Raw genomic sequence first — 26,799 nt, 5'->3', positions numbered from 1 at the left:
TTTTCTGTTTTATTTTAAATTAATAGACCTCAGGAGTATTTAATATCTTCGATGATGGGTATTGAAGTTTGTAATAGATAATATTTATAGTAGTTTTGAGATTCTTAAAAATCCGTTATGAAATCAAAATTACTTTTTACTGTGCTAATATTATTTAGTACATATAGTTATGCACAGTTAAACATTATTATTGATGACACATTCGGGGCTGAAAATCCATCAAAAGTGCTTGCGGCTGATTTGGATGGTGATGGATTTAAAGATGTTATTTCTTTAGCAGATGGTGTGCATTGGTATAAGAATATTGATGGTCAAGGGAAATTTGATAAGCCTCTATTAATTGAATACGTTGATATTTCTGATTTAGAATTCGATATAGATGCTGCAGATATCGATGGTGATAATGATATTGATTTAGTTTATTTTATTAAAAATCCAGCAGATCTCAATGAGCCAATTTTGGTTTGGTCAGAAAACATAGATGGCCAAGGTAATTTTGCGGCGAGTCAAACTTTAAGAGTTTTAGATAATGTATCGCGATTAAAAGTTGACCTTCTAGACGTAGATAACGATGGAGATATCGATGTCACGTATTCAGATTATACCGAAATAGGATGGCTAGAGAACACAGACGGACATGCTAATTTTACAGATCACGTTTTGTTGACATCTTCTATCAATTATGATGGGTATAGTTTTTCGAATCTTAATGGAGACAATCTAATGGATATCGTGGTAGATTACCAGAATACTCTCGATTTTTATGTGCACAATACTAATAATACGGTTACACTTACACAGAATTTAGATACTTCTTCTACTGGTAAATATGTGGTAACAGCAGATATTGATGGTGATAATGATAAAGATGTTGCTACAATCTTATTGGATGGAGCTAACAGTCAGGTTTTATGGTACGAGAACACAAATGGATTAGGGGTGTTTTCATCTAGAGTTACAATTACTAGTCTTCCTGATATGGTAGGTGCAGATATTGATAGTCTAAATGATATAGCATTTGAAGATTTGGATGGTGATAGTAATTTAGATTTACTCTTTTGCTATCAACCTACAGATATGATAGGTCTTATTTGGAGTTCTAATCCAACGAATAAAATGACTTGGTATAAAAATTTAGGTTCAGGAAATTTTGGTGCTGAACAAATAATATCGTCTTCATTATTGGGCATAAAATCATTTTTCGCAACGGATATTAATAATGATGCTAATATTGATGTGATCACATCTTCAGTTTACGATCAGCAAGTTGCTTGGTTTAAAAATGTAGATGGTCAAGGCACATTTGGTGAGCAAGAGTTAATATCGAATGCTTTATTTGGAATTCGCGGTTTAGATAAAGGAGATTTAGATAGAGATGGTGACCTAGATGTTGTCACTGTTTCGGTAGATGGAAAATTATCTCTTTTTGAAAACACGTATGGTCAAGGTAATTTTGAGGAAGGCCAAGTCATTGTTAAGAGTGTATTACAAACTCAGGGTATTGATGCTATAAATGACCTTAATGTTTCAATAAGTGATGTCGATGGAGATGAGGATTTAGATATTGTCGTTTGGGTGTTTGAAGAATTAGATTTCGTAGAAGGCAGGTTACATTTATTTACGAATGACGGAAATTTGAATTTTACTGAAAGTCTTCCAATAGAATATGAAGGTTTTAGAAACTACATAGCATATGAAGATATTGATGGTGATTACGATTTAGACATTATAGGTGTTATGGGTGATTTTTACTCTACTATTTTTTATCATAAAAACAATGGCGATGGTACTTTTGAGGCTGCACAGTCACTAGGTGATGGCTTTAATTTTGTTAGAGCATTAGATTTAGGTGATATTGATAATGATGGAGATTTAGATCTTGTCATTGCAGAAACAGGTGGTGATATATCTTGGTTTTACAACGATGGTTTAGGGAATTTTGTGCTTTCTCAAACCATAACAGACAATGGTCATTATATAACTGAAGTTACAATAGAGAATATAACAAATGATAAAAATAGAGATATTACTTTTGTTGCTAATAATAATAGTAACACTTTAAGAGAAGTAGGTTTGCTAAAAAACAATGATGGATTAGGAGCTTTTAATACTAAAGAAATTCTATTGTCTACTGATGATTATATTGATAATGTAACATTTATGGATTATGATAATGATAGAGACAAGGATATTTTAGCTGGAAGATCTAATAATTTTGGTGTAAATGATTTAGTATGGTATGAAAATATAGGTGTAATCACAAGCAATGTGTTTATCTATAATCCTTACATTACAATTTTACAAAACAGAAGGCCAAACCAATTAAATCTCTTTGATATTGATGATAATGAGACTATTGATATCGTTGGAGCTTTTACGGATAATAGTGTGATGTGGTTTGAAAATTCCTCACTCGAATGGAATGAAATGGTCGGATCCATAACATTTGCAGATGATGTACCGTGTGATGAAGATAATCCACCTTTTCAAAATATTATGGTCGTTGCGGATAGTGGTGAAAATGAATACGCTACCTTCTCACAGATTGATGGAGCGTATCAATTACTCATTGAAGAACCAGGAATATATTCAACCACACCAATAATTCCTTTTTCCGGATCTTTTACGGTTTCACCAGAAATGTATGTCTCGGATTTTGAAGACTTAGGCATTACTGAAAACCAAAGTTTTTGTGTCGTGCCCAATGGAGCATATAATGACTTAGAGCTTTCTATTTTCCCAATCACTGAAGATCCAAGACCCGGTTTTGATGCGCTTTATAGAGTTGTATTTACAAATGTTGGACCGCAAATAGAGAATGGAACTATAACATTTGAATATGATGGGACAATGATGTCATATCTTTCGGCTTCAGAAGATATCCAAAGTGTAACGTCACAAGAAGTTGTTTTTAATTTTCAGGATTTAGCACCTTTACAATCTCAATTTATTGACATCACCTTCACAATTTTACCTCCACCAACAGTAAATGGAGGTGACCTTTTAGACTTCTTTGCAACCGTTGATGGTGGAAATGAAGACCTGACTCCTTTTAATAATTCCCATGGTATAAAACAAATCGTGGTTAATTCTTATGACCCTAATGATATAAGGGTGATGGAAGGAGATGAAATTACAATTGAAGATGCAGATAAATATTTACATTATTTAATTCGTTTTCAAAATACAGGATCTGCAAGTGCTATAAATATTAACATAGAGCATGAGCTAGATGAAAAACTAGATTGGGAAACCATGAGGCTAGAGGATTTAAGCCATCCTGGTAGAGTTGAAATCATTGATGGTTCAATGGTTAATTTTATTTTCGATGATATTCATTTACCAGATAGTAACTCAAACGAGCCAGGGTCTCATGGACATATTGCATATAAAATAAAACCAAAATCAGATGTTGAAGTAGGAGATGTGTTTAGTGCAGTAGCCGATATTTATTTTGATTTTAATCCTCCAATAATAACGAATACGGCAACTACAGAAATTGTTGAGCCATTAGGTGTAGCTGAATTTGATAAGCAATCAATTAAGCTATATCCAAATCCTACAAATTATAAACTAAAAATCACATCGAATCACATAATTGATAGATTATCAGTTATAGACCTTAATGGGAGGTTATTGAATGAAATAATTGTTTCAAGTTTAGACTATGATTTAGATGTTTCAAGTTTAACTAAGGGAGTTTACTTTTTGGAAATTCAATCTGGTATCACTAAAACTGTTAAACGGTTTATTAAGAGTTGATTAGCAGGTGTAGTCATAATTAAAACCTTTCAATTTTAGTATTGAAAGGTTTTTTTGTTATATATTTTAGCATTTATTTAACAGTTTTACGACTTTGGCAGTAGTGCTGTCGTATGAATGTGAGCTCTAATTGACCTATTAAACCAATCAAATGAAGTTTTACCCATCCCTTTTTACAATACTTTTATGTATTGCAGTAACATCATTGTCATTTTCTCAAAATGTAACCATTCCTGATGCAAATTTTAAAACCGCACTTTTAAATCATGATCCTATTATTGATACTAATAGCGATGGTGAAATTCAAGTTTCCGAGGCTGAGGCTTATGCAGGAAGTTTAAATCTGGCATCATCTGATATCGCAGAACTTACAGGTATTGAGAGTTTTCTATATATTACAGCGTTAAATTGCAGTAATAATGAAATTACAGCAGTTGATTTAACTCAAAATATTGCTTTAGAAAAAATAGAAATTGCAGCCAATGAGTTGAGTGTTTTAGATATTTCTCAGAATAGTAATTTAAAGGAATTGGCTTGTAATGGTAATGATCTTGTTGAACTTTATACCGCATCAAATTTAAATTTAGAGATTTTAAATGTTTCTGCAAATTCCATTAGTGATTTAGATATCGCTTCTAATACAGCGCTAAAATCAATTGAAATAAATTTAAATCCTATTGAAAATATAGACATTTCGAATAATGTCAACCTCGAGTTATTTAGTGCCACCTATTGTTATAATTTAAATACCGTTGATTTTTCAAATAATAACACACTCGAAAATATTTTATTATGGTATACTAATCAGGAGGAGATTAATGTGTCTAATATGCCTAATTTGAGTAGTTTATATCTGCGTAATTTAAATTTAACGAGTTTAGATGTTTCAAACAACCCTAACTTATATAATTTATATGTCACGGATAATAATATTTCAGAGTTAGATGTTAGTTCTAACAGTGATTTAGCGTATTTATCAGTTGACGCTTTGTATGTGTCTACTATAGATGTTTCCAACAATCCTAATCTAGAATGGTTAGATCTTAGTGGGTTTTTGTTAGAAACTGTAAATGCTAAAAATGGTAATAATACAATTTTCACCTATTTCAATATAGATAATGCCTCGTCTTTAAGTAGTATTTGTGTGGATGATGTGACTTATGCCGATGCTAATTTTACAATACCCTCTACGAGTTATTTTACCGAAATTTGTAACCCAAATGATTGTGATGCTTTAGTAGTAAATGATACACAAGGTTTTGAAACCACTGTACAGCCACATATAGATGGTTGTTGGAGAAAATCACCGCTTAGCTCATCAACGTATTACTATGTAAAAACAATTGGTTCTGCACATACGGGTAATAATGCCGTTGGAATGCGTGTGTCGTCTAACAATGAAGCGTTTTTAATTACACCAGAATTATCAGGTTTTGATAGCTCTAAACGCGTGTCGTTTTGGTTGTATTCGCCAATTGCGAGTGGTTTAAACGTAGGGACGATTTTAGATCCCGATGATATTACAACATTTGAACCTTACCGAGATATAATTATAAATGATGGAGAGGGTTATCAATGGAGAGAAGTTCATGTCGATTTTGAAAATTACACAGGTTCAGCAAGTCATGTGGCTTTTAGAGTAAGTGGAGGGTATGCAATATCTTATATTGATGATTTTATTTATGAAGATTCACCAAATTGTATAACTCCTATAGATGTTGAAACTATAACGTATGCTACAGAAGCGTCAATAGATTGGACAAGTTTAGGTAATGCTACAAGTTGGGATATTGAATATGGTCTAGAAGACTTTACGCTTGGTACAGGTGTATTAGTGAATGCAACTTCAAAACCATTTATACTAGAGGGCTTAGAGAGTGATACTGAATATGATTTCTACATACGATCTAATTGTGGTGGAAGTGAAACTAGTGATTGGTCTCATTCAAATGAATTTACAACCGCATGTCCTGCAATTGTTGCAGATTATTCTTATGATTTTGAAGATGGATACGGTGGAGAATTTTATAGTTGTTGGGAAGCTTTAGGTAGTGGTTTTATTACACAAGATGGTAATACGACGGCATCAACAGGTGCTATTAAAATTTCAAATTACAATGAAGGAGCTGTTGTTACCCCTGAATTATTTGAGCTAAATAGTTCTAAGCGTATAAAATTTTGGTTAAAAAATGAAGAAGGTGATTCTGACCTTATCGTTGGAACACTTGCGGTTCAAAATGATATGTCAACGTTTACACCATATCAAACGATTTCTTCTGCAAATATGGAAGAAGGAATATGGGAACAAATCATTATAAATTTTGAAAATTACACTGGTAATGATCGTTTTGTGGCATTTAATCAAGTACAAATAGATAATTATGCAGATTTCTTTATCGATGAATTTGTATACCAAAACACGCCAGATTGTTTAGAACCCCAGAACTTCCATGTCACAGCACTATCAGATACTTCAACAGATTTACTTTGGACAAACACAAATGGCGTAACCGATTGGGAAATACAATACGGTGCACTTAATTTTGAATTGGGTTCTGGTACTATAATCAGTGGAACAGGAGATAGTACTACGATAAATAACCTTTACCCAGATTCAACTTACGATATTTATATCCGATCAAATTGTGGCGGAGGTAGTTACAGCGATTGGTTTAAGCTTCAGAATATTCACACAGATTGTGGGCCATTTTATGATTCATATACTCAGAATTTTGACGATAGTGAATTTGCTAATTGTTGGTCGAGATTACCTAGTGTAGATCCAGAGGTGTATAATACAAATATTGTAGATGTGTCTTATTCATATCCACTTGGAGGTAGTGGAAATACCATTAAATTCAATGATTACCAGCAAAATGGTGAGCTCTTTTTAGTGTCACCAGAGTTTAGTGATTTAAGTAATGGCAGTAAGCGTATAAAGTTTTGGCTACATCCTAGGTATAATAATGCAAACATGGTGGTTGGTACAATGACCGACCCCACTGATGCAAATACGTTCACAGTTAAAGAAACAATAGCCTATGAGGATATGATTTATAGGGACTGGAAACAGTTTACAATGAACTTCGATGATTATTCAGGGTCGGATACCTATATCGCATTCAATATGCAAATTGAAGAAAATCCAATAGGAGGGTCGTCAATCATTTATTTAGATCGTTTTGAGTATTCAGATATTCCAACCTGTCAAACACCAACCGATTTTTCAAATACCTCAATTTCAAATGGTGAAATTGAATTGTCTTGGAACGATGAGAATAATGCCTCACAATGGGAAATTCTATATGGTGAAGAAGGCTTTTGGTTTGATGATGGTACGGTTATTCAGGTAAATTCTAATCCTTTTAGTGTTTCAGATTTACCAACGGAAATCGTATACGATTTTTACGTCAGAGCTGTTTGTGATGCTAACAATAGTAGCGACTGGTCAGAAAAAATTACGGTAGATATTGGGTGTGGACAATCGTATGCAGCAGGTTACACGTATGATTTTAATAGCTCTACATTAGATGCCTGTTGGATGGCTTATGAATATTCGTCTAATAGTTATACGACCAGTTTTGAAATGGTTATCGATAATAATTTTGGTGACGATGGTTATTCGGCATATATGGAAGATACAAGTTCGTATTCTAGTTATGGTGTTATGATGGTTTCACCATTACTTACCGATTTGTCTAACGATAAAAAAATTGAATTTTACATCAGTAATTATGATGGAGGATTAAAAGTAGGAACAATCACGGATCCAGAAGATTATTCAACCTTTGAAACTTTAGAAACTATTGATGGAAGTGTAGAAGGCAATGCTTGGGAAAAGTACACCGTATTCTTAAATAATTATAATGGAACGGATAAATATATAGCCTTTAAATATCAAAGAGCGAGCTCTAATAACGGCAGCCAAGTGGTTATTGATGATTTTTCCTATCTACAATCAGTGTTGTGTGAAGTGCCTTCGGATTTAACTTTAGAGCAAGTATATGATAATAGTGTAGACTTAAGTTGGGGTGTTGGCGAGTCTAATATAGAATGGGAGCTCGAGTTTGAGAAGCTTAATACCTATAATTCTGAAGAAACGGTTATAGTTACCTCAAATAATTTCACCCTCGAGAATTTACTTGAAGGTACCGAATACGGCATAAGAGTTAGGGCTAAATGTGATGAAGGCGGATTGTATTCAGATTGGTCAGAAGCCATTACGTTTTTTACGACGTGTATGCCAGTTGAGGCTTATTACTTTGAATCTTTTGAATTTGAAAATGCAATTAGTCCATGTTGGACAAAAATCGTAGAGACGGATAATACCATTATTAATATTTATGCAGTAGAAGATTTTAATGTTAATTATAATGGTGTAAACAGAACAGTATATCCATTTACAGGAAATCAGTTTATTCGATTTTCTAATAGTTTTGATAATGCAGGAGGCGGAGCCGATAATCTAATGTTGGTTTCGAGAGAAATTTTAGATATTGATAATGAAAAAAGAATCCGACTTCAGTTAATTTCTCGTCAAGGGTCTTCAGGTTCAGATTACAATAGGTCTAGCTTACATATCGGTACAATGTCCGATCCCAATGATAGTAGCACCTTTAGTTTGGTGCAAACCATTACATCAGAAGAAATGAATGAATACAAAAGCTATGAAGAAGATGTGGTAGCATGGAAAGAGCATACTATTTATTTCAATAATTATACGGGTACTGATCATTATATTGCCATTAAGCATGGCGACGAATTTGTTGGAGGTGAATTTTTCGTAGATGATTTTACCTATGAAAGTATTCCAGATTGTACAGAGCCACTTTATCCAATAGTGTTAGATGAGCGTTATGATGCTGTAGACGTAAGTTGGGAGTCTTATGAAAATTCAAACCCTACATCATGGGAGATTGAATATGGGTTTTCTGGTTTTGAAATTGGAACCGGAACCGTTATAACGGCAAATGATAGTTCTTTTACTACGATTTCTAATCTAGTGGAAGATACAGACTATGACTATTATGTACGAGCAAATTGTGGATCAGGTTATAGTGACTGGTCAGTTAAGCAAGTGTTTACAACAAAATGTGCGGGATTCGAGGTCGGCTATCAAGAAGGTTTCGAAAATCATCCAACTGGCTTTTTAGAGCATTGTTGGACAGGATTATTGCCACAAGTAGGATCGTCTTATTGGGATGAAATAGGGCTAATTAGAGTGTATAATAATGGTGCTTATAGTACGCCAGATGCCCATACCGGTGAGCAAGCAGTTTGGTTCTTAAATGAAACAAACCATCCATTGCACGATGAGTTTTCAGAACAAAGCATTTTGGTATCACCAAGGCTCATAGATTTAGATAACTATAAAAGAGTATCCTTTTGGATGTATCCAATTTCTAGCGTGTATGCCTCACCAACCGAGATTGTTATTGGTACCATGACAGATCCAGATGATTATACAACATTTACACCGTATTATACCATTACAAATGCTGCTGAGAATGAAGATACTTGGACACAATATGAAATCGATTTGTCAAACTTCTATTTAGAGGATGAATATATAGGAATAAGGCAAGCCGCTATTAATGAGCGTCAAGTCATACTTTTTGATGATTTTGAATATAAGGAAGCTGATTGTTTAACGCCAACCAATCTTGAGGCTACGCAAACAGGGGATGGAGACATCACGTTAGTATGGCAAGATAATAATACACAGCAAGCACCTCAACATTGGGAAATTGAATATGGTTCTATAGGTTTTGAAACCGGAAGTGGAACGCTTGTGGAAGCAGATTCAAACCCGTTTATTATTAGTAATTTACCATCGTTTTCAGATTACGAATATCGAGTTAGGGCTTACTGTAGTGAAGCCTTTGGGTATAGTGACTGGAGTGTGCCTTATGCATTTACGATGACTTGTGCAGTTCAAGCTCCTTTTTATGAGAATTTTGATCAATATGATGCGGAGTACCAATACTCGTATTATCAAAATATTCCTAACTTTTGTTGGACAAGAAACGATAAGCAAGTTGCAGGGATTTTTGATTCCGAAGGCCTTGTCGTTAGTCCTAGCTCATCACCCAATGTTGGTTTTATAAACTATTACGGCTCAGAAACCTCACCGTTACCTGGTGTTATGGTGTCTCCTTATTTATCGGATTTTGATGCGAATAAAATTCTGAAAATTTGGGTTAGAAATGAAACTACGGGATCTGTTTATAATCAATCAGGAATTATTATCGGAACCATGACAAATCCATTGGATAATGAAACGTTTGTGCCGTTTACAACCATTTGGGCCGATGAGATTCCATTATTTGGAAAGGAATTTCTAATCGATTTTGCAACTTATACAGGAGATGCACACCATATTGCCATAAAGCATAATGAAGAAAATGATTATTCTTTTGTGATGTTTGATGATATAGAGTATAAAGAACGACCTAATTGCTTAGAACCTATAAGTGTCGATTTCTTATCCGTTTCAGATACAAGTGTTGTGCTTTCTTGGGAGAATTCAGATGTAGATGCCACCTTTGATGTGGAATATGGTACAGTAGGGTTTACTTTAGGAACAGGAGAGGCAGCAAGTTCTGCTACCAATCAGATAACAATTAGTGGCTTAAATACCGAAACTACTTATGAGTTTTATGTGAGAACAAATTGTAATACGTCAGGTACAAGTGAATGGGTAGGTCCAATTAACACTACTACGGCTTGTAATGTACAAAGTGTGCCATGGATCGAAAACTTTGATACTATGGATGCGTATGGACAAGGAATCTTGCCAGAGTGTTTTCAAGGTGATGATGTTTGGGTTTCTAGTAATTCTAATTTAAGCGCTTATCAAGTTGGTGATGGAGATACCGATTATCTATATGCTATTTTTGACGAATATGGTATTGAGGCGTATATGATAACTCCAATGTTTAGTATGGAAGCTGGTACAACGTATACCCTTGCTTTTAAAATAAGAAAAGAACAAGGCGACTACAGTTCTCAAAGTGTTAAGGTATGGACTGGTCAAGGAAATTCAACAGAAGCCTTAGATAATTACATTAATTATTTTTCAGAATTTAGTTATGGTTTTTATAGTTATTTCACCATTGAAACCACCTTTACGCCTGTTGTAAATGGAGATTATTCGTTTTTATTAGATTTTGGCTATTCGTCTATCATTAGTACGATTTCGGTTGATTCTTTTAGTCTAGAAGGAGAATATGAAGAACGCGTTGAGGTGCCTAATGGTTCTACAGTAAGTTATGATTTTAGTAATGATGATAATGAAGGATTAATTTTAGAGGAAACAGAAAACACACAATGTAGAATTGTAGATGACAATGGAGACAATGTCGTTATGATGACAGGTGGTTTAGATGTTGCAGCTTGGTCTAACACCGGAAACTCAGATTTAAACTGGATAGAAAATCAAAACTTCATATCTAAGGTGAATTTTGAAGTTGATGCTACTAGTATTTCAGAATTGTTCATGAACTTCGATTTAAGACAAACGTTTGTAGATTCTAGTACAGAGTCTGTATTTAGAGTTGTCGTTAATGGAGATGCATTGGTGAGTATTAATGCAGATAATGCTGATGATTATCAGAATGTAGAAGTTAATCTGTCCGCTTATGCGGGAAATACATTAAGAGTATCGTTGCAGCAACTCGGTAAAAACAGGAATGATAGTGCCTATTTAGATAATCTTTCGTTTGGAGAAGAGACGTCATTGGGTGTAGATGAGCATTTATTTTCTCAATTTTCATTCCGTCCAAATCCAGTGAATAATCAATTGTTTTTGAATAATTCTACAGCTATAGATCGTGTTTCAATTATGGATGTCACGGGTAGATTATTAAAAACCATAAATATTAATAATGAAAGTGCGACCATAGATATGGCTTATTTGCCATCAGCCATGTATTTTGTTGAGGTTGAAATAGGTGAAGCTACTAAAACTATTAAAGTTTTAAAGGACTAGATTTTATTATTTAAAGTATGAAAGCCTTTCAAGATTATATTTTGAAAGGCTTTTTTTATTACCTTGTTGGGAATTCGGTCTACACGATGTCGAATGATTTAGAAATAATTGCTTGGGTAGTATTTTGTTTTTAGTAAACCGTTAATGAAGTGTTGAAGTATTAAAGTATTCATTAACCTGTGTTCAAACCTTTGTAATCCAAATACCTTTTGTCGGGTTTTAGAGTTTAAATTAATGTTTTACTGATATATTTATAGAATTAGCAGCCTTAGAGGTTGCATCCTTTAATTCATTAAATAACCTTAGCTTTTTTAGCCTATTCTGCTCTTTTGTTTGTTTTTTATTATAAGAACTAATTAAAATCCATCCTAGAGTTACGCCAATAACACTAATTAAAAATGCTATTAATAATCCGCTTTTTTCAAAAATGTTGTAATAGTTATATTTAAAATTCAAGACAATAATCAGTGATATAATTATTGAAAAAATTATTGATGACCAACCGAAAACTTTTGAGAAGGAATCAATTTTATTTTCTTCGATTTTAGCATACTTTAAATTTTCATCTAATGATTTAATAAATTCATTCATTGAAATTATTTTCTCAATAACTAATTGAGATTTATCATTTGCATCTAATTCTATCAAGGCTTTAGATATTTCGTCTAATTTTGAAATTGCTCGATAATATTGTTGAATTAAGTAAATTGTTTCTTGTGCATCAATAAGACCATCAGTTTTTGCTTCCTTGACTAATTGAAAATAAGCCATATAAATATTTTGAGCAGAATTAAAAGTCGCTAATTTTCCCTTAATGACAAATGTTGTAATAAGTTTATCTAAAAGGTTATCATAATTACGACCACCAGAACCAGCACCAAGATGTGTATTTGTAGCACGATTAGAACCGACTCGCCTATATGGTGTAGAATGCGCATCTCCTAACAAGTGATTACTTACAGCCTTACCATAATTCCGGCCTATTTCTCTGACAAATGCTTTTGTTAAATCTTCTACCATATTTTAAATATTTAATCAGCTCGAAAGTAACTAAAAAGAAAATAAGTTGATTACGGTAATCCTTAATTTATAAATATGAATAAGGTTCTAAAAAATATTGTCCATTATTTCAAGTGAAATACTAAAATCTCAATAAAATTTAGATATTATAATCTATGTAGTTTTATTAATTACAATATATTTTGGAAATGAACAGCTACATATAAATTGGTTTTGTCATTTTAGTATTCAATATAAATACAAATTTTTAAGGCTTAATAAAATTAAAATTATAAAGGTCTTAAAAGACTAAATTACACTACATATAATATGAAAGCCTTTCAATATTAAATTTGAAAGGTTTTTTTATTGCCTTGGTTTTCTTACATTTAGAAAAACTAATCATTCATGCTTAAAAAAGTATTCGCAAGTGCTGTTTTCGGAGTGGAAGCGTCAACAATTACCGTTGAGGTTAATATTGACAAAGGTGTCGGTTATCATTTAGTAGGATTGCCAGACAATGCCATTAAGGAAAGTAACTACCGTATTGCGGCAGCACTTCAAAACAATGGTTACCGAATTCCGGGTAAAAAGATCACCATTAATATGGCACCTGCTGATTTGCGTAAAGAAGGTTCGGCTTACGATTTAACTTTGGCTGTTGGTATTTTAGCGGCATCCAATCAAATTAAAGCAGAAAACCTAGAGGATTACCTCATTATGGGAGAATTGTCTTTAGACGGCAGCTTACAGCCTTTTAAAGGAGCCTTGCCAATTGCTGTTAAAGCACGAGAGGAAGGTTTTAAAAATATCATTCTACCCATTCAAAATAGTAAAGAAGCGGCTATTGTTGATAATATCAAAGTTTTTGGAGTCGAAAACATAATGCAAGTCATTAATCATTTTGATAAGGATGAACCGCTTGAGCAAACCATCATCAATACAAGAGAAGAATTTTATAAAAGTTTAGATTTCCCGGAATTTGATTTCGCCGATGTCAAAGGGCAGGAATCCATTAAGCGCTGTATGGAAATCGCTGCTGCAGGTGGTCATAATATTATTCTCATTGGTCCTCCGGGATCCGGGAAAACCATGTTAGCAAAGCGTTTGCCGAGTATTTTGCCACCCATGACATTGCATGAAGCTTTGGAGACGACCAAAATACATTCCGTAGTTGGTCGCGTAAAAGAACATACGGGTTTAATGGCGCAACGGCCTTTTAGAAGTCCCCATCACACAATTTCAAATGTAGCCCTTGTAGGCGGTGGAAGTTACCCGCAACCAGGCGAAATTTCTCTATCGCATAATGGAGTGTTGTTTTTAGATGAATTACCAGAATTTAAACGCGAAGTTTTAGAGGTGATGCGTCAGCCTTTGGAGGATAGAGAAGTGACGATTTCTAGAGCAAAATTTACAGTAACGTATCCTTCGTCTTTTATGCTAGTGGCAAGTATGAATCCAAGTCCTAGCGGTTATTTTAACGATCCGGATGCTCCAATAACATCATCGCCTGCAGAAATGCAACGTTATATGGGAAAGATTTCCGGACCACTTTTAGATCGTATAGATATTCATATTGAAGTGACGCCTGTGCCTTTTGAAAAATTAGCAGATGAGCGGAATGGTGAATCATCAGTAGAGATTAGAAAACGAGTCACTAAAGCCAGGGAAAGGCAAACCGAGCGTTTTAAGGATTTAGAAAACATCCATTACAATGCGCAAATGAATACGAAGCAAATCCGAAAATATTGCAAATTAGATGAACCTTCAATGTTACTTTTGAAATCTGCAATGGAACGTTTAAATTTATCAGCTAGAGCTTATGATAGAATTTTAAAAGTTGGGAGAACAATCGCTGATTTAGAGGGGTCTGATAATGTTTTAGGTGCTCATATTAGTGAGGCTATTCAGTATCGTAGTTTGGATCGAGAAGGATGGTTAGGGTAATTTTTATAATAATTGTTACTGGTTTAAATACAGTAATTTAATTGCTGTTAGTTAATATTTTAATTTAAATAATAGTTTAGATATATAAATGAAAAAACAATACTTTTTAATAGTGCTTTTATTGGTTTTTAATTGTAAAAACAGCGAAGAAAAACAAGTTGAAATAAAGCGTGATGTTGTAGCCGTTGAGGTTGTTCAGCCTCCGATTCTAAATCTGGAGCAAGCTAATCGTTTAGCAAAATTACCTTTGCATTGTATGACTACCGAGTATCCAAATAAGCTAAATCAAACCATAGGTGGTGCTTCTGATTTAAAAACACCAAAAGAGTTACATCCAGCATTTTATGGTTGTTTCGATTGGCATTCTGCCGTTCATGGCCATTGGAGTTTGGTGTCGTTATTGAAAGAATTTCCTGATTTGGATAATAGAGCTGAAATCGGACAAAAACTACTTCAGAATATTTCTAAAGAAAACATAGAACAAGAATTGCTTTACTTTGAAGGTGAGTATAATACGTCTTTTGAGCGGACTTATGGCTGGGCTTGGTTGTTAAAGTTAGCGGAAGAATTACATACTTGGGATAATGATATTGCAAGAAGGCTAGAGGCTAATCTTCTCCCATTAACCAATTTAATTATTGAAAAATACTTAGAGTTTTTGCCGAAGTTAAATTATCCAATAAGAGTAGGAGAACATCCCAATACGGCTTTCGGATTAAGTTTTGCCTATGATTATGCGGTTGCAGTAGAGCATTCAGAATTAATGACCTTAATTGAAAATAGGGCTAAGGATTTTTACGAAAACGATCAAGATTGTCCATTAGAATGGGAGCCAAGCGGTTTCGATTTTCTATCTCCATGCTTAGAGGAAGCGGCTTTAATGAAACGTGTCCTGTCTGTTGAAGACTTTAAAGTATGGGTAAATGATTTTATACCAGAATTAATAAATGATGATTTTGATATCGCTGTTGGTGAGGTGTCTGATAGAACTGACGGAAAGCTGGTGCATCTTGATGGTGTCAACTTTTCTAGAGCATGGAGTCTCAATTATATTGCTCAAGATTTGCCAGAATATAAACACCTTCAAAATTTAGCCAATAAGCATATCAATTATTCGTTGCCAAGTATTGTTGGAGATAGCTACGAAGGTGGACATTGGTTAGGGAGTTTCGCTATTTATGCGTTGAATTCGATAGATAACGAATGAAGAAATTCTTCAAGAATATTGGGCCGGGACCTTTAGTTGCAGCCGCTTTTATTGGTCCTGGAACAGTGACGGTTTGCACTTTAGCGGGAGTCAATTTTGGATTCACATTATTGTGGGCCATGGCATTATCTATTTTTGCAACCGTTATATTGCAAGAAATGGCAGCGCGATTAGGAATCGTATCGCAAAAAGGCTTGTCTGAAATTATTAGAGAAGAAATAAAACACCCAATTGTAAAAGCTATTGCTGTACTTCTAATTATCAGTGCTATCGTCATTGGAAATGCAGCTTACGAAGCCGGAAACATTAGTGGCGGTGCTTTAGGAATGGAAGCCATTGTTGGAAATGTGATTTGGGAAGTCGGTCAGCTAAAACTCAATATAATGAGTTTAATCATTGGAGCAATTGCTTTTGTTTTGCTTTATATCGGAAATTATAAAGTCTTAGAAAAAACCTTTGTGTTTCTAGTGATTCTTATGAGTTTCGCTTTTATAACGACAGCGATTCTAACAAAGCCTAATCTTTTGGAAATTCTAAAAGGAATAGTGACTCCTGTAGCTCCTGAAGGTAGTATTTTAACAATTATAGCGTTGATTGGTACAACCGTTGTGCCATACAATCTCTTTTTGCATGCGTCTTTAGCGAAGACCAAATGGAAATCTAAGGATGACCTACCAATAGCTAAGAAAGACACCTTTGTTGCTGTGATTTTAGGAGGAACAGTGTCTATGTGTATCATAATTGCGGCATCAGCGATTCAAAAACAACCTATTACTAATACTTCGGATTTGGCTTTAGGATTAGAGCCTTTATTTGGGAGTTTTGCAAAATACTTTTTAGCCATCGGTTTGTTTGCTGCGGGAATTACGAGTGCGATTACGGCGCCTTTGGCTGCTGCATTTGTAGCTAGTGGGTGTTTAGGTTGGGAATCGGATTTGAAATCTAAAAAGTTTAAATCGGTTTGGATGATCATCGTGGTATTGGGCGTTGTGTTTTCAAGTATTGGGTTTAAATCTATTGAAATCATAAAATTTGCTCAAGTAGCTAATGGCTTGCTATTACCAGTTATTGCTGGGTTTTTATTGTGGGTAATGAATAAATATTCTGTTTTAGGAACGTATGTAAATTCGAAACTTCAAAATGTTTTAGGTCTTATTATTTTAGTAATCACTATCTTTTTGGGGATGAAAGGGATTTTAAGCGTTTTTAATGTCATATAAAATGGAAGATGTTGTTTGTGTAGATATTAATGCTGATGTTGGTGAGGGGGTCGGTAATGAATTGGATCTCATGCCTTTTTTGTCATCTTGTAATATTGCTTGTGGTGGACATGCTGGTGATTTCGTGAGCATGAAAACAGTAGTTAGGCTTGCTAAGAAGAATAATGTAAAAATCGGTGCCCATCCTTCGTTTCCTGATAAATTGAATTTTGGAAGAGAAATCATGAATCTCACCGATGTAGATTTATACGCGAGTTTAAAACATCAAATAGGAACCTTGCAATCGGTTTTGCACAATGAAAGTGTGTTTTTGAATCATATAAAACCTCATGGAGCACTATATAATTTGGCTGCTAAAGATGAAAAGACAGCACGAGTTGTTATTGAAGTAGTAAAGAGCCTTTCATCTCCAATTAAATTATATGCACCTTTTAATTCCGTTGTCGCCAACATTGCGAAGCAAGAAGCTGTTGAAGTCGTGTTTGAAGCATTCGCAGACCGAAATTATAATGACGATTTATCTTTAGTTTCTCGAAAAAATAAAGACGCAATTTTGCATGAAAAAGAAGCTGTTTTAAGTCATGTTTTGACTATGGTAAAACAACAAAAAGTGACGTCAATAAGTGGGGTAGATGTTCCGATAAAAGCAACGACAATTTGTGTGCATGGGGACACTGATAATGCACTTGAAATTTTGAAGTATTTATCTGGTAATTTGAAGAAAAACAATATTCAAATTCAATAAAAAATTATGAGCTATAAGCTTCGGTTTTCACAATACAATGAACGTTCAATTTTAATAGAATGGCCAGCGGATATTGATGAAAATATACTCCAAGATGTCTTAGTTTTTAAAGAAGTGATTGAAAATAATAGTCCTAAACAATCAGTTCAATTGATTTCTTCATATAGCTCAATATTAATTACTTACATAATAACTATTGACAATATCAATGATAGAATTTTGGACTTAAAGAAACTATATTCAATTCAAAGAGATGTCAAAAAAACAAATTCTAAAACATTTAGAATACCTGTTTGTTATGATGAAGAATTTGCAATGGATTTGGATGGTTTTTCTAAAGTAAAAAACCTTTCAAAAGATGCTATTGTGAGGTTGCATTCCGAGACGATTTACACAGTGTATTTCATAGGGTTTTTACCTGGGTTTTTATATTTAGGAGGACTTAATGTAGACTTACATTTAGATCGAAAAACAACACCAAATCTCAATGTAAAAAAAGGGTCTGTAGGCATCGGTGGAAAACAAACCGGAATCTATCCACAAGACAGTCCAGGTGGTTGGCATATTATTGGAAATTCCCCTATCGAATTATTCAATCCTAAACAACATCCACCATGTTTTATCAATGCAGGAGATAAGGTGAAATTTTATCCAGTTTCAAAATCAGAATTTCAAAACATTAAATCTGCAGTCAACAATTCAAATTTCGATTTCAAAACGTTAGTATTACATGATTAAGGTTTTAAAAACAGGGTTCTATTCCACGATTCAAGATCAAGGTCGTTTAGGATATTTGGATTATGGTGTTCCGTGTTCTGGTGCTATGGATTCTTATTCTAGTCAATTTGCAAATGCGCTTCTCGGAAATGATGGAGATGCTGCAGTTTTGGAAATGACAATGACAGGTGCTAATTTACTATTTTTAGAAGCCACAACGATAGCTGTTACTGGTGCTAATATGCGTCCTAAATTGAATGGTAAACCCATCGTAATGTTTAAATCTATTATTGTGAATTCGAATGATATGCTGACTTTTGGAAAATTAACTAATGGTTTTAGAACGTATTTGGCTGTAAAAGGCGGTGTTTTATCCGAAATGGCGCTAGGTAGTAGAAGTATGCTAAAAGGGATAACAGATAACTTCCGAATTCAAAAAGGGGACTATTTAGAAATCAGTAATGCTTCAAATGTTATAATTCCTAAAAACGCAAAGCTAAAGTTTGATAACTTGTATTTGGATGAGGACACTTTTGATGTTATGAAAGGTCCAGAGTTTGATCAACTCACTAAATATCAGCAAAATATACTTTTTAGTAGTACGTTTCAAGTTTCAAAATATAACAATCGTATGGCATATCAGCTAGAGCCTTTGGTTCATAATGATTTAGAATCTATATTGACATCTCCTGTATTGCCAGGAACGGTGCAGCTAACTCCATCAGGACAACTTATCGTTTTAATGCGAGATTGTCAAACCACTGGAGGTTATCCTAGAGTGTTGCAATTAACTGAAAAATCGGTCAATACGCTTAGTCAGAAAACTACTGGTAATAACCTAATACTAAGACGAAGTGGTTTCTAAAGTGTGAAAACGTTTGATATAAATTTTTTATGTTAGATAAAAGTAATAATTTACAGCCACTATTAACAAAATCAACTAATTATCATGAAAAAATTCGGATCACTTATTCTAGGGATTTTATTAGGAGCACTAGCTATGTATTATTATTTTAACAATAACCAAGATATGACAACAGAACCACCGACAATTAAGCCACCATCAGGTATAATTACACCCGAGGAAATTAAGACTTTAGACCAAGCTTACAATGAGCGTTATGAGATTATAAATGATTCGTTATTTAAAGATTCTAAAACAGGAGATAACAGGTCATCTTGGTATAAATTAGAAGACATAGAGAATTATTTAGCCTACGCTAAGCAGCAAGCTAAAGAAAATGGAAATACATTAGATGGATTACGTTTGTATTTAGGTGCGCATCCGGATACGAAAGAAGAAGAAGGTTTAACAACACTGCTTTTTGTGCCTACAGGCTACAAGAACACTTCTGAAGGAAGTTTTATATCTATGCAAGGTGGTGGGAATGACTTAGAGGATTCTGATGGTTTAAATGCAGGCAATGAAGGCATGCCACCACGCGCCAATTACCCTCAATAATATTTTTTATGGATGATTTTCTAAAAGAAAATTATAGTTTAATTACTTCTTTCGTAGAGCTATTTGCCGCAATTGTTGGTGTAATTACTTATAAGTCATACAAATTCACACCAGTTAAGTACATCATTTATTTTTTAGTGTATGCATTTTTTGTAGATTTAATTGGCGGTTATCCAAGTTACTTAAAGGATATAGGTTATTTCCATCTCATTGAAGGTACTTTGATTGAAAGTAATTATTGGTGGTACACTTTATTTTGGTGGATTGGCTTATCTAGTTTTATGTTTTCTGTTAATTATAAAATCGTTAAAACGGTTCGGTTAAAACAAATTCTGAAATATGGATATTATATCTATCTGTTACAAGTTGTATTGTATATCATATTTAAATTTGAAAATTTATTTATTTCCAATGAATTTATAAGCATTTCGAGCTTATGGATCGTGATTTTATCCATAATCATTTACTTTTTTGAGACCTTAGCATCGGAGAAAATAGTTTTGTTCTATAAATCCATGTATTTTTATTTTAATGCTACTTTTTTTATTTGGATTCTAATAATTATCCCGTTAGAGTTTTTTGAATTATACTATATAGAAGACGATTGGGATTTTGTACTTTTAAAATGGAAAATTTTCTTATCATTAAATATATTTCTTTATATAACGTTATCAGCTGCGTTACTATTTTGCAAGCCGAAGGCCCAGTAATTAGTACTCAGGCAGAACGGAATTTAATAATATATATGATTATTGTACTAATCATTATATGTTCGTTGGTTATTCTCTTTTTTGTCTTTTACCAAAAACGTAAAAATCAGCTTTTATTAAGAAATGTTGAGCAACAACAAAAATTTGATGAAGAGTTGTTAAAGACGCAACAAGAAATTCAGGAAGAAACTTTAAAACATGTCGGTAGAGAATTGCATGATAATGTTGGACAGATGTTAGTTTTGGCAACAATGCAAATGAGTGCCGTTGCAAGCAGTATTAGTGGCGAAGCTAAATCTGGTGTAGAGAATGCAGCTAAGGCTTTAAAGGATTCTTTAGAAGAAGTGAGAGCGCTATCTAAATCTCTAAATAGCGACGTCATTTTTAATTTAGGTTTTGAGGCGACCTTAAAAAATGAAGTGGCGCGTTTAAATAAGTCAGGACTGATTGATTCTACGTTATCAATAACAGGTGAGAAGGTAAATTTTGAGAATAGAAAAGATGAAATTATTTTATTTAGGATTCTTCAAGAATTTTTTTCAAATACCTTGAAGTATGCTGAAGCTGAGCATCTAAACGTTACTTTAGCTTACCAAGAACAATTATTAATAATAAAAATTGAAGATGATGGTATCGGCTACGACATTGAATCTGTAGCAAAAAGCTCTGGATTAATTAACATGAAAAAAAGAGCAGAACTGTTAAGTGCTAATTATAACCTAGAATCTCAAAAGCATAAAGGCACGACACTTACGTTGGAATATCCGTATAAAACAATTTAAATATTGCAAGCATTCCAAAGTGGGTCATTAGGTAATGGAGCTGTAATAAACACCTCTTCTTTTTTAACGGGATGGATAAAGCGTAAGGTTCTAGCATGTAAACTTATACTGGCATCTTTATTACTACGGTCAAATCCATATTTTAAATCACCTTTTATCGGACAGCCTATGGATGCTAATTGCACCCGAATTTGGTGATGCCTTCCGGTTTCTAAATCAATTTCAAGTAAATAAAAGTTATCAAGTTTTTGGATGACTTTATAATGTAGAATAGCTTTTTTGCCACTTTCGACTTCCTTTATGTATGCTGTAGATTTATTATTTTTCGGATTCTTTTTAAGCCAATGAATTAATGTGTCTTCAGTTTTTGGCGGTTGTTCTTTAACTAAAGCCCAATACGTTTTTTTCGCTGTTTTTTCTGCAAATAATTTATTAAGTCGAGGTAATGATTTACTAGTCTTTGCAAACATAACAATCCCTGTGGTTGGTCGGTCTAAGCGATGTACAACACCAAGATATACATTACCATCCTTATTATATTTATCTTTTAGATACGACTTAACCACTTCACTCAGCGGTTTATCACCTGTTTTGTCACCTTGTACAATATCTCCAGCTCTTTTATTTACAATGATGATGTGATTGTCTTCGTGGATAACTTGAAGGTTATTTTTGTTGGAAAGGATTTTCTTAGAATTATTACTCACGTATACACGAAAATTTAATTTTGCTTACTGCTTACTGCTTACTGCTTACTGCTTACTGCTTACTGCTTACTGCTTACTGCTTACTGCTTACTGCTTACTAATATTGTTCCTCATCATTTGGAAAATCTTCAGACTTAACATCATCTACATATTGACCAATAGCAGTTGTCATTTCCTCATAAAGATTCATATAACGACGTAAAAAACGTGGATTAAACTCATGCGTCATACCAAGCATATCGTGTAGAACTAAAACTTGTCCATCTACATCTGCGCCTGCACCAATACCGATTACAGGAATAGAAACGCTTTCGGCAACTTCTTTCGCTAATGCTGCAGGAATTTTTTCTAAAACAATGCCAAAACAGCCTGCTTTTTCAAGCATCAAAGCGTCGTGCTTTAATTGTTCTGCTTCTTGTTCTTCTTTGGCTCTAACCGTATAAGTTCCGAATTTATAAATGGATTGAGGTGTTAATCCTAAATGTCCCATAACAGGAATTCCGGCATGTAAAATTCGCTTTATAGATTCTTTGACTTCTTTTCCGCCTTCCATTTTAACTGCGTGTCCACCAGATTCTTTCATGATTCTAATGGCAGAACGTAAGGCTTCTTTTGGATCGCTTTGGTAACTTCCAAAAGGTAAATCAACCACCACTAATGAACGGTCTATAGCTCTCACGACAGAAGAGGCATGATAAATCATCTGATCTAATGTAATGGGTAACGTGGTTTCGTGACCTGCCATAACATTACTTGCAGAATCACCCACTAAAATGACGTCAATACCAGCACCATCCACAATTTTAGCCATGGTATAATCGTAAGCTGTTAGCATGGATATTTTTTCACCTCTAGATTTCATGTCTATAAGGCTTTTTACAGTTATTCTTTTATAGTCTTTTTTTGCTACTGACATTGTGTTATTATTAGTTGATGTAAAAATAATGAGAATTGTTAAGCTTTTGATTATTCTATGACACAAATACTATCAAAACCGTAATTTTAACGAACATTACATTGTAACCACTTGGTTGCTATTTGAGTTTTGGCAGGATAGAAAAATGAGTCATTGTGGTGTAATCCTTTTCAGTTAAGTTGAAGACCAATGAGAAATCATTTGTTTGGAAGATCGGAGGCGATGCGACGACTGTATTAATTAGCAAAGGTTGAATACCGTAATGCTATAGATCTTACCATTTTTAAAATTGATGTTATAGCCTCCATAAGCATTTAAAATGGTATATGTATGAAGATTTTGTATGCTAGTTATTATGTACTTGGAGTATAATTTTAAAAATTCAGTTTCAGTTACAGTATGATCTAAAATAGAGTTTTCGTTCAGAATAAAGATGCTATTTTCATCTAAAATAACGTCCACAATTTCTCCTAAGTTTTCTTCAATGTTAACAGCTAAGATCATGTTTTTATAATAGTAAAATGTGCTACTATAGTAAACTCCACATTCATCACTTATGCTTTCGATTTTTAAAGGTTGCCCGTAAGTGTCGATAACAGTATTTATGTCTATCATTTGTTTGTTGGTTTTTACACCCTCTATTTTAAAACTCGCATTTTCTATAAATTCGGTAACAGATTCATGTGGTAATGGATGTTCTAAACCATCAGCTAAAGTCAAATACATTTGTGTAGATGTAATCAATGCTGTATTATTAGTTTCCTTAGCGACATCGAGTAAAACAAGATAAGCAGATTTTAGATAGGCATAGCCACTATTCCAAGCTAACTCTACTAAACGTTCAGCAATTTTCAGGCGTTCATCAAAATTATCTTTTTCTATATTAGCGTAAGTCAATGCTAAAGCATCATAATCTGGACGTTCATTAATATATTTTCTTTGAATGTATCTGTTGTTAGATATATTTACCCATGCCTCTTTTTCAATCGGTATATATTTTACTGGCACAGCTTCACCCATGGTTAAGATGGCTCTAATTTCTCCAGACAAACTTGGTTTTCCTCTTGCTCTTAGAGAGGCCACAGTCACAAATAAATGATGTCCACCATAATAGGTGTCGCCATTTAAAATGGGATTATCACTGTCGTCTACTGTATTTTGACTTGAAATGGGCTTGTCGGAAAGGTATTTTGATTGCACATAACCTTTAGTGTCATTATCCGCTTTAACAAAACTCCATTCAGATGTTTGTGCAGAAAGTACTTCAACACGCGCATTGACTTTAAAATATCCTTTGAAACCTTCGCTTTCGTTAGCTTCATTATAAAGGCGTGTATCAGCGTTTAAATAGTGGTGATTTTGAGCTTGAATCACGGTTGAAACAAAAAGACATATATAAAGTATTTTTAAATTCATTAGGTTAACAATCGGTTAAATGAACCCCGACGGCCAAACCACCTTCAGAGGTTTCCTTATACTTAGAACTCATATCCTTTGCGGTTTCCCACATGGTTTGAACTACTTTATCTAATGGGACTTTTACGTTTTTGGGATCTGTATCTAAAGCTAATTCAGCGGCATTAATCGCTTTAATGGCTCCCATAGAATTGCGTTCTATACACGGTATTTGAACTAAACCACCAATAGGATCACAAGTTAAACCTAAGTGATGTTCCATAGCAATTTCTGCAGCCACTAAAACTTGTTCTGGTGTTCCTCCTAATAATTCGGTTAAAGCACCAGCTGCCATGGCAGAGGATACTCCAATTTCGGCCTGGCAGCCTCCCATAGCAGCACTAATAGTGGCATTCTTTTTAAATATGCTTCCTATTTCACTAGCCACTAAAAGGAATTTTTTAATATGTTCAAAATCCGCTTCATGATTTTCAATCACTAAGTAATACATTAATACCGATGGAATAACGCCAGCACTTCCGTTCGTAGGAGCGGTTACCACACGACCTAAAGAGGCATTAACTTCATTGACTGCTAAAGCAAAACAACTTACCCATTTTAGAATCTGACGAAATTTAACTTCCGTTTTTCTAATGGTTTCTAGCCATTCTTGAGGGTTTTCGTAAGTATTGTCTCCAATTATATTTTTGTGCATGTCAAAAGCACGGCGTCTTACATTAAGTCCACCTGGTAAATTACCTTCGGTATGGCAACCTGTATACATGCATTCTAGCATCGTATTCCAAATGCGTTTTAATTCAAAATCTATTTCAGATTCATCTCTTATCGATTTTTCATTTTCTAAAACGACTCCAGATATTGGTAGTCGTAATTGCTCGCAAAATTTTAGTAGTTCTGTCCCATAAGCGACAGGATAGGGAAAAGTACAGTAGAATATTATCTTGTTTGCTTTAGAGACTTTCCGTTCTTCTTGCACTACAAAACCGCCACCAATAGAGTAGTAGGTGTATTTGTAATTCCGGCCGTTGATTAGCGCTGTAAAAATCATTCCGTTAGAATGAAATGGTAGCGATTTTCGGTTAAAAATGATATTAGATTTAAAATCGAAAGGAATCTCACGTTCATTATTAAACATTAAAACGGAATCCGTCTTTACTTTATTAATAATGGTATCAATATCTTCAATAGGCATGCGTTCAGGATCTGCACCAGTTAAACCTAGTATTACAGCAAAATCTGTGGCATGTCCTTTGCCTGTTAAAGATAAGGAGCCAAATAAGTCTACGGTGATTTTTTCAACCTTATCAAAACGCTTTTTGTCTTTTAACTCTTTAATCCAACGCTCTGCCGCTCGCCAAGGACCCAAGGTATGAGAACTTGATGGGCCTACACCAATTTTTAGCATGTCGAAAACTGAAATACACTCCATTTACGAAATCGTTTTTGTTTAAATACAAATATAGGTAGATGTTAATTCAATGGTGTCAATTTCCGAAATAAAAAAAGCCTGAAAATTGAATCTTCAGGCTTTGTGTTTTTCTTTGAAAGTAAGTTTATAGTGTTTCAAACTCTGTTATATGAAATGCTTCTATGACACTGTCTAAGTTTGTAAAATCAATATCAAGGCTATTAACAGGATCTGCAGGTAAAATAACGATTCTAAAAACTTGGTTTTGAGTAAAACCAGCATCTAAAGTTGAAAGATTAAAGTTTCCATCTATTAACAATTTAACATCAGCAAAAGTATGATTAAATACGTATTGAATAATATCAGTGTCGTTAAGAAAGAAGTTTTGAGGAAGCGGCGACCATGCATCAGTGTCTTGTCCATCAATAGTTACTACTTCATCTAATCTATAAACTAAAACAACATCGCTATCTAGTAAGTCATAAGGCAAAGCTACAATTACTTCCTGAAGACCTGTATCGTTATCGTATTGAAAATTAATTGGCGATACCTCAAATGACTGAGCAGCATATTCATCTGCTGGTATACCTGGTGCACCATCAAAACCAGGAGGGCCTTGATCTCCTGTACAAGAGGTTAATATAAAGGTAAGGGCAAATAATAAAGAGGTTATTTTTTTCATGATGATATAAAATTTAATTAATTACTAATGTATTGCTATTTGTTATCAAACAACATGCCCTTTTAGATATTATTAAGATTTAACTTTCAAATAAAAATTGAATGGAATTATTACAATAAAAAAAGCACC

The 26,799-nt window shown here is 33.9% G+C and carries 17 protein-coding genes; 11 read left to right on the top strand and 6 right to left on the bottom strand.

Annotation, left to right across the window (positions count from 1 at the left end; all coding sequences use genetic code 11):
• Positions 1-117 precede the first annotated feature (117 nt).
• Positions 118-3,762 carry a T9SS type A sorting domain-containing protein gene (locus HM992_RS13470; protein ID WP_179320041.1) on the top strand — a complete coding sequence of 1,215 codons (3,645 nt, stop codon included), beginning with the start codon at positions 118-120 and terminating at the stop codon, positions 3,760-3,762.
• A gap of 151 nt (positions 3,763-3,913) precedes the next feature.
• Positions 3,914-11,752 carry a T9SS-dependent choice-of-anchor J family protein gene (locus tag HM992_RS13465; RefSeq protein WP_179320040.1) on the top strand — a complete coding sequence of 2,613 codons (7,839 nt, stop codon included), beginning with the start codon at positions 3,914-3,916 and terminating at the stop codon, positions 11,750-11,752.
• A 231-nt stretch (positions 11,753-11,983) separates the two neighbouring features.
• Here the strand turns inward: HM992_RS13465 and HM992_RS13460 are convergent, their stop codons facing one another.
• The gene (locus HM992_RS13460; RefSeq protein WP_178985488.1) at positions 11,984-12,772 is read right to left on the bottom strand and encodes a hypothetical protein; all 789 of its coding nucleotides are present in this window, start codon (positions 12,770-12,772) and stop codon (positions 11,984-11,986) included.
• 387 nt (positions 12,773-13,159) lie between these two features.
• Between HM992_RS13460 and HM992_RS13455 the strand changes: the two genes are divergently transcribed.
• The 9 genes from HM992_RS13455 to HM992_RS13415 all read left to right on the top strand — a co-directional run bounded on the left by HM992_RS13455 (position 13,160) and on the right by HM992_RS13415 (position 21,541).
• A complete protein-coding gene (locus HM992_RS13455) occupies positions 13,160-14,698 on the top strand; it encodes a YifB family Mg chelatase-like AAA ATPase (RefSeq protein ID WP_179320039.1) in 1,539 nt (512 codons plus the stop codon).
• An 88-nt stretch (positions 14,699-14,786) separates the two neighbouring features.
• Positions 14,787-15,905, top strand: coding sequence for a DUF2891 domain-containing protein (locus HM992_RS13450; RefSeq protein ID WP_179320038.1), 1,119 nt, complete (start codon positions 14,787-14,789; stop codon positions 15,903-15,905).
• Positions 15,902-17,125: an Nramp family divalent metal transporter gene (locus tag HM992_RS13445; protein ID WP_179320037.1), complete on the top strand. Its 1,224-nt coding sequence runs from the start codon at positions 15,902-15,904 to the stop codon at positions 17,123-17,125. The genes HM992_RS13450 and HM992_RS13445 overlap by 4 nt, the downstream gene beginning before the upstream one ends.
• Positions 17,115-17,870, top strand: coding sequence for a 5-oxoprolinase subunit PxpA (pxpA, locus tag HM992_RS13440; RefSeq protein WP_229720497.1), 756 nt, complete (start codon positions 17,115-17,117; stop codon positions 17,868-17,870). Before HM992_RS13445 ends, pxpA begins: the two co-directional genes overlap by 11 nt.
• A gap of 6 nt (positions 17,871-17,876) precedes the next feature.
• Positions 17,877-18,608, top strand: coding sequence for a 5-oxoprolinase subunit PxpB (gene pxpB / locus HM992_RS13435; RefSeq protein WP_179320036.1), 732 nt, complete (start codon positions 17,877-17,879; stop codon positions 18,606-18,608).
• The gene (locus tag HM992_RS13430) at positions 18,601-19,452 is read left to right on the top strand and encodes a 5-oxoprolinase subunit C family protein (RefSeq protein ID WP_179320035.1); all 852 of its coding nucleotides are present in this window, start codon (positions 18,601-18,603) and stop codon (positions 19,450-19,452) included. The genes pxpB and HM992_RS13430 overlap by 8 nt, the downstream gene beginning before the upstream one ends.
• Positions 19,453-19,536: 84 nt before the next feature.
• Entirely contained in the window at positions 19,537-20,049 is a 513-nt protein-coding gene (locus tag HM992_RS13425) for a hypothetical protein (protein WP_178985481.1), read from the top strand.
• A gap of 8 nt (positions 20,050-20,057) precedes the next feature.
• The gene (locus HM992_RS13420; RefSeq protein WP_179320034.1) at positions 20,058-20,759 is read left to right on the top strand and encodes a hypothetical protein; all 702 of its coding nucleotides are present in this window, start codon (positions 20,058-20,060) and stop codon (positions 20,757-20,759) included.
• Entirely contained in the window at positions 20,675-21,541 is an 867-nt protein-coding gene (locus HM992_RS13415) for a sensor histidine kinase (RefSeq protein ID WP_229720496.1), read from the top strand. The genes HM992_RS13420 and HM992_RS13415 overlap by 85 nt, the downstream gene beginning before the upstream one ends.
• On the opposite strand, the gene HM992_RS13410 is transcribed toward HM992_RS13415, so the two are convergent.
• From HM992_RS13410 to HM992_RS13390, 5 genes are all read right to left on the bottom strand, one after another.
• Positions 21,538-22,248 carry an RluA family pseudouridine synthase gene (locus HM992_RS13410; RefSeq protein WP_179320033.1) on the bottom strand — a complete coding sequence of 237 codons (711 nt, stop codon included), beginning with the start codon at positions 22,246-22,248 and terminating at the stop codon, positions 21,538-21,540. The two genes, HM992_RS13415 and HM992_RS13410, sit on opposite strands and share 4 nt — an antisense overlap.
• Positions 22,249-22,345: 97 nt before the next feature.
• Positions 22,346-23,164: a 3-methyl-2-oxobutanoate hydroxymethyltransferase gene (panB, locus tag HM992_RS13405; RefSeq protein ID WP_179320032.1), complete on the bottom strand. Its 819-nt coding sequence runs from the start codon at positions 23,162-23,164 to the stop codon at positions 22,346-22,348.
• 240 nt (positions 23,165-23,404) lie between these two features.
• Complete coding sequence (locus tag HM992_RS13400) at positions 23,405-24,580, bottom strand: SH3 domain-containing protein (protein ID WP_179320031.1); 1,176 nt, start codon at positions 24,578-24,580, stop codon at positions 23,405-23,407.
• 4 nt (positions 24,581-24,584) lie between these two features.
• A complete protein-coding gene (locus HM992_RS13395) occupies positions 24,585-26,009 on the bottom strand; it encodes an L-serine ammonia-lyase (RefSeq protein ID WP_179320030.1) in 1,425 nt (474 codons plus the stop codon).
• Between the two features lie 124 nt (positions 26,010-26,133).
• Entirely contained in the window at positions 26,134-26,670 is a 537-nt protein-coding gene (locus HM992_RS13390) for a collagen-like protein (RefSeq protein WP_179320029.1), read from the bottom strand.
• Positions 26,671-26,799 lie beyond the last annotated feature (129 nt).

The sequence above is a fragment of the Winogradskyella helgolandensis genome (genome assembly GCF_013404085.1).
In the GTDB taxonomy this organism is placed as follows: domain Bacteria; phylum Bacteroidota; class Bacteroidia; order Flavobacteriales; family Flavobacteriaceae; genus Winogradskyella; species Winogradskyella helgolandensis.
This window is presented reverse-complemented; position numbering and strand designations above follow the sequence as displayed.

Excerpts from the sequence above, each read along its gene's own strand:
- pxpB (WP_179320036.1), top strand. The coding sequence starts at position 17,877 with ATGAGCTATAAGCTTCGGTTTTCACAATACAATGAACGTTCAATTTTA.
- HM992_RS13395 (WP_179320030.1), bottom strand. The coding sequence starts at position 26,009 with ATGGAGTGTATTTCAGTTTTCGACATGCTAAAAATTGGTGTAGGCCCA.
- HM992_RS13415 (WP_229720496.1), top strand. The coding sequence starts at position 20,675 with ATGGAAAATTTTCTTATCATTAAATATATTTCTTTATATAACGTTATC.
- HM992_RS13425 (WP_178985481.1), top strand. The coding sequence starts at position 19,537 with ATGAAAAAATTCGGATCACTTATTCTAGGGATTTTATTAGGAGCACTA.
- HM992_RS13445 (WP_179320037.1), top strand. The coding sequence starts at position 15,902 with ATGAAGAAATTCTTCAAGAATATTGGGCCGGGACCTTTAGTTGCAGCC.
- HM992_RS13460 (WP_178985488.1), bottom strand. The coding sequence starts at position 12,772 with ATGGTAGAAGATTTAACAAAAGCATTTGTCAGAGAAATAGGCCGGAAT.
- HM992_RS13430 (WP_179320035.1), top strand. The coding sequence starts at position 18,601 with ATGATTAAGGTTTTAAAAACAGGGTTCTATTCCACGATTCAAGATCAA.
- HM992_RS13390 (WP_179320029.1), bottom strand. The coding sequence starts at position 26,670 with ATGAAAAAAATAACCTCTTTATTATTTGCCCTTACCTTTATATTAACC.
- HM992_RS13420 (WP_179320034.1), top strand. The coding sequence starts at position 20,058 with ATGGATGATTTTCTAAAAGAAAATTATAGTTTAATTACTTCTTTCGTA.
- pxpA (WP_229720497.1), top strand. The coding sequence starts at position 17,115 with ATGTCATATAAAATGGAAGATGTTGTTTGTGTAGATATTAATGCTGAT.
- HM992_RS13400 (WP_179320031.1), bottom strand. The coding sequence starts at position 24,580 with ATGAATTTAAAAATACTTTATATATGTCTTTTTGTTTCAACCGTGATT.
- panB (WP_179320032.1), bottom strand. The coding sequence starts at position 23,164 with ATGTCAGTAGCAAAAAAAGACTATAAAAGAATAACTGTAAAAAGCCTT.
- HM992_RS13465 (WP_179320040.1), top strand. The coding sequence starts at position 3,914 with ATGAAGTTTTACCCATCCCTTTTTACAATACTTTTATGTATTGCAGTA.
- HM992_RS13455 (WP_179320039.1), top strand. The coding sequence starts at position 13,160 with ATGCTTAAAAAAGTATTCGCAAGTGCTGTTTTCGGAGTGGAAGCGTCA.
- HM992_RS13470 (WP_179320041.1), top strand. The coding sequence starts at position 118 with ATGAAATCAAAATTACTTTTTACTGTGCTAATATTATTTAGTACATAT.
- HM992_RS13450 (WP_179320038.1), top strand. The coding sequence starts at position 14,787 with ATGAAAAAACAATACTTTTTAATAGTGCTTTTATTGGTTTTTAATTGT.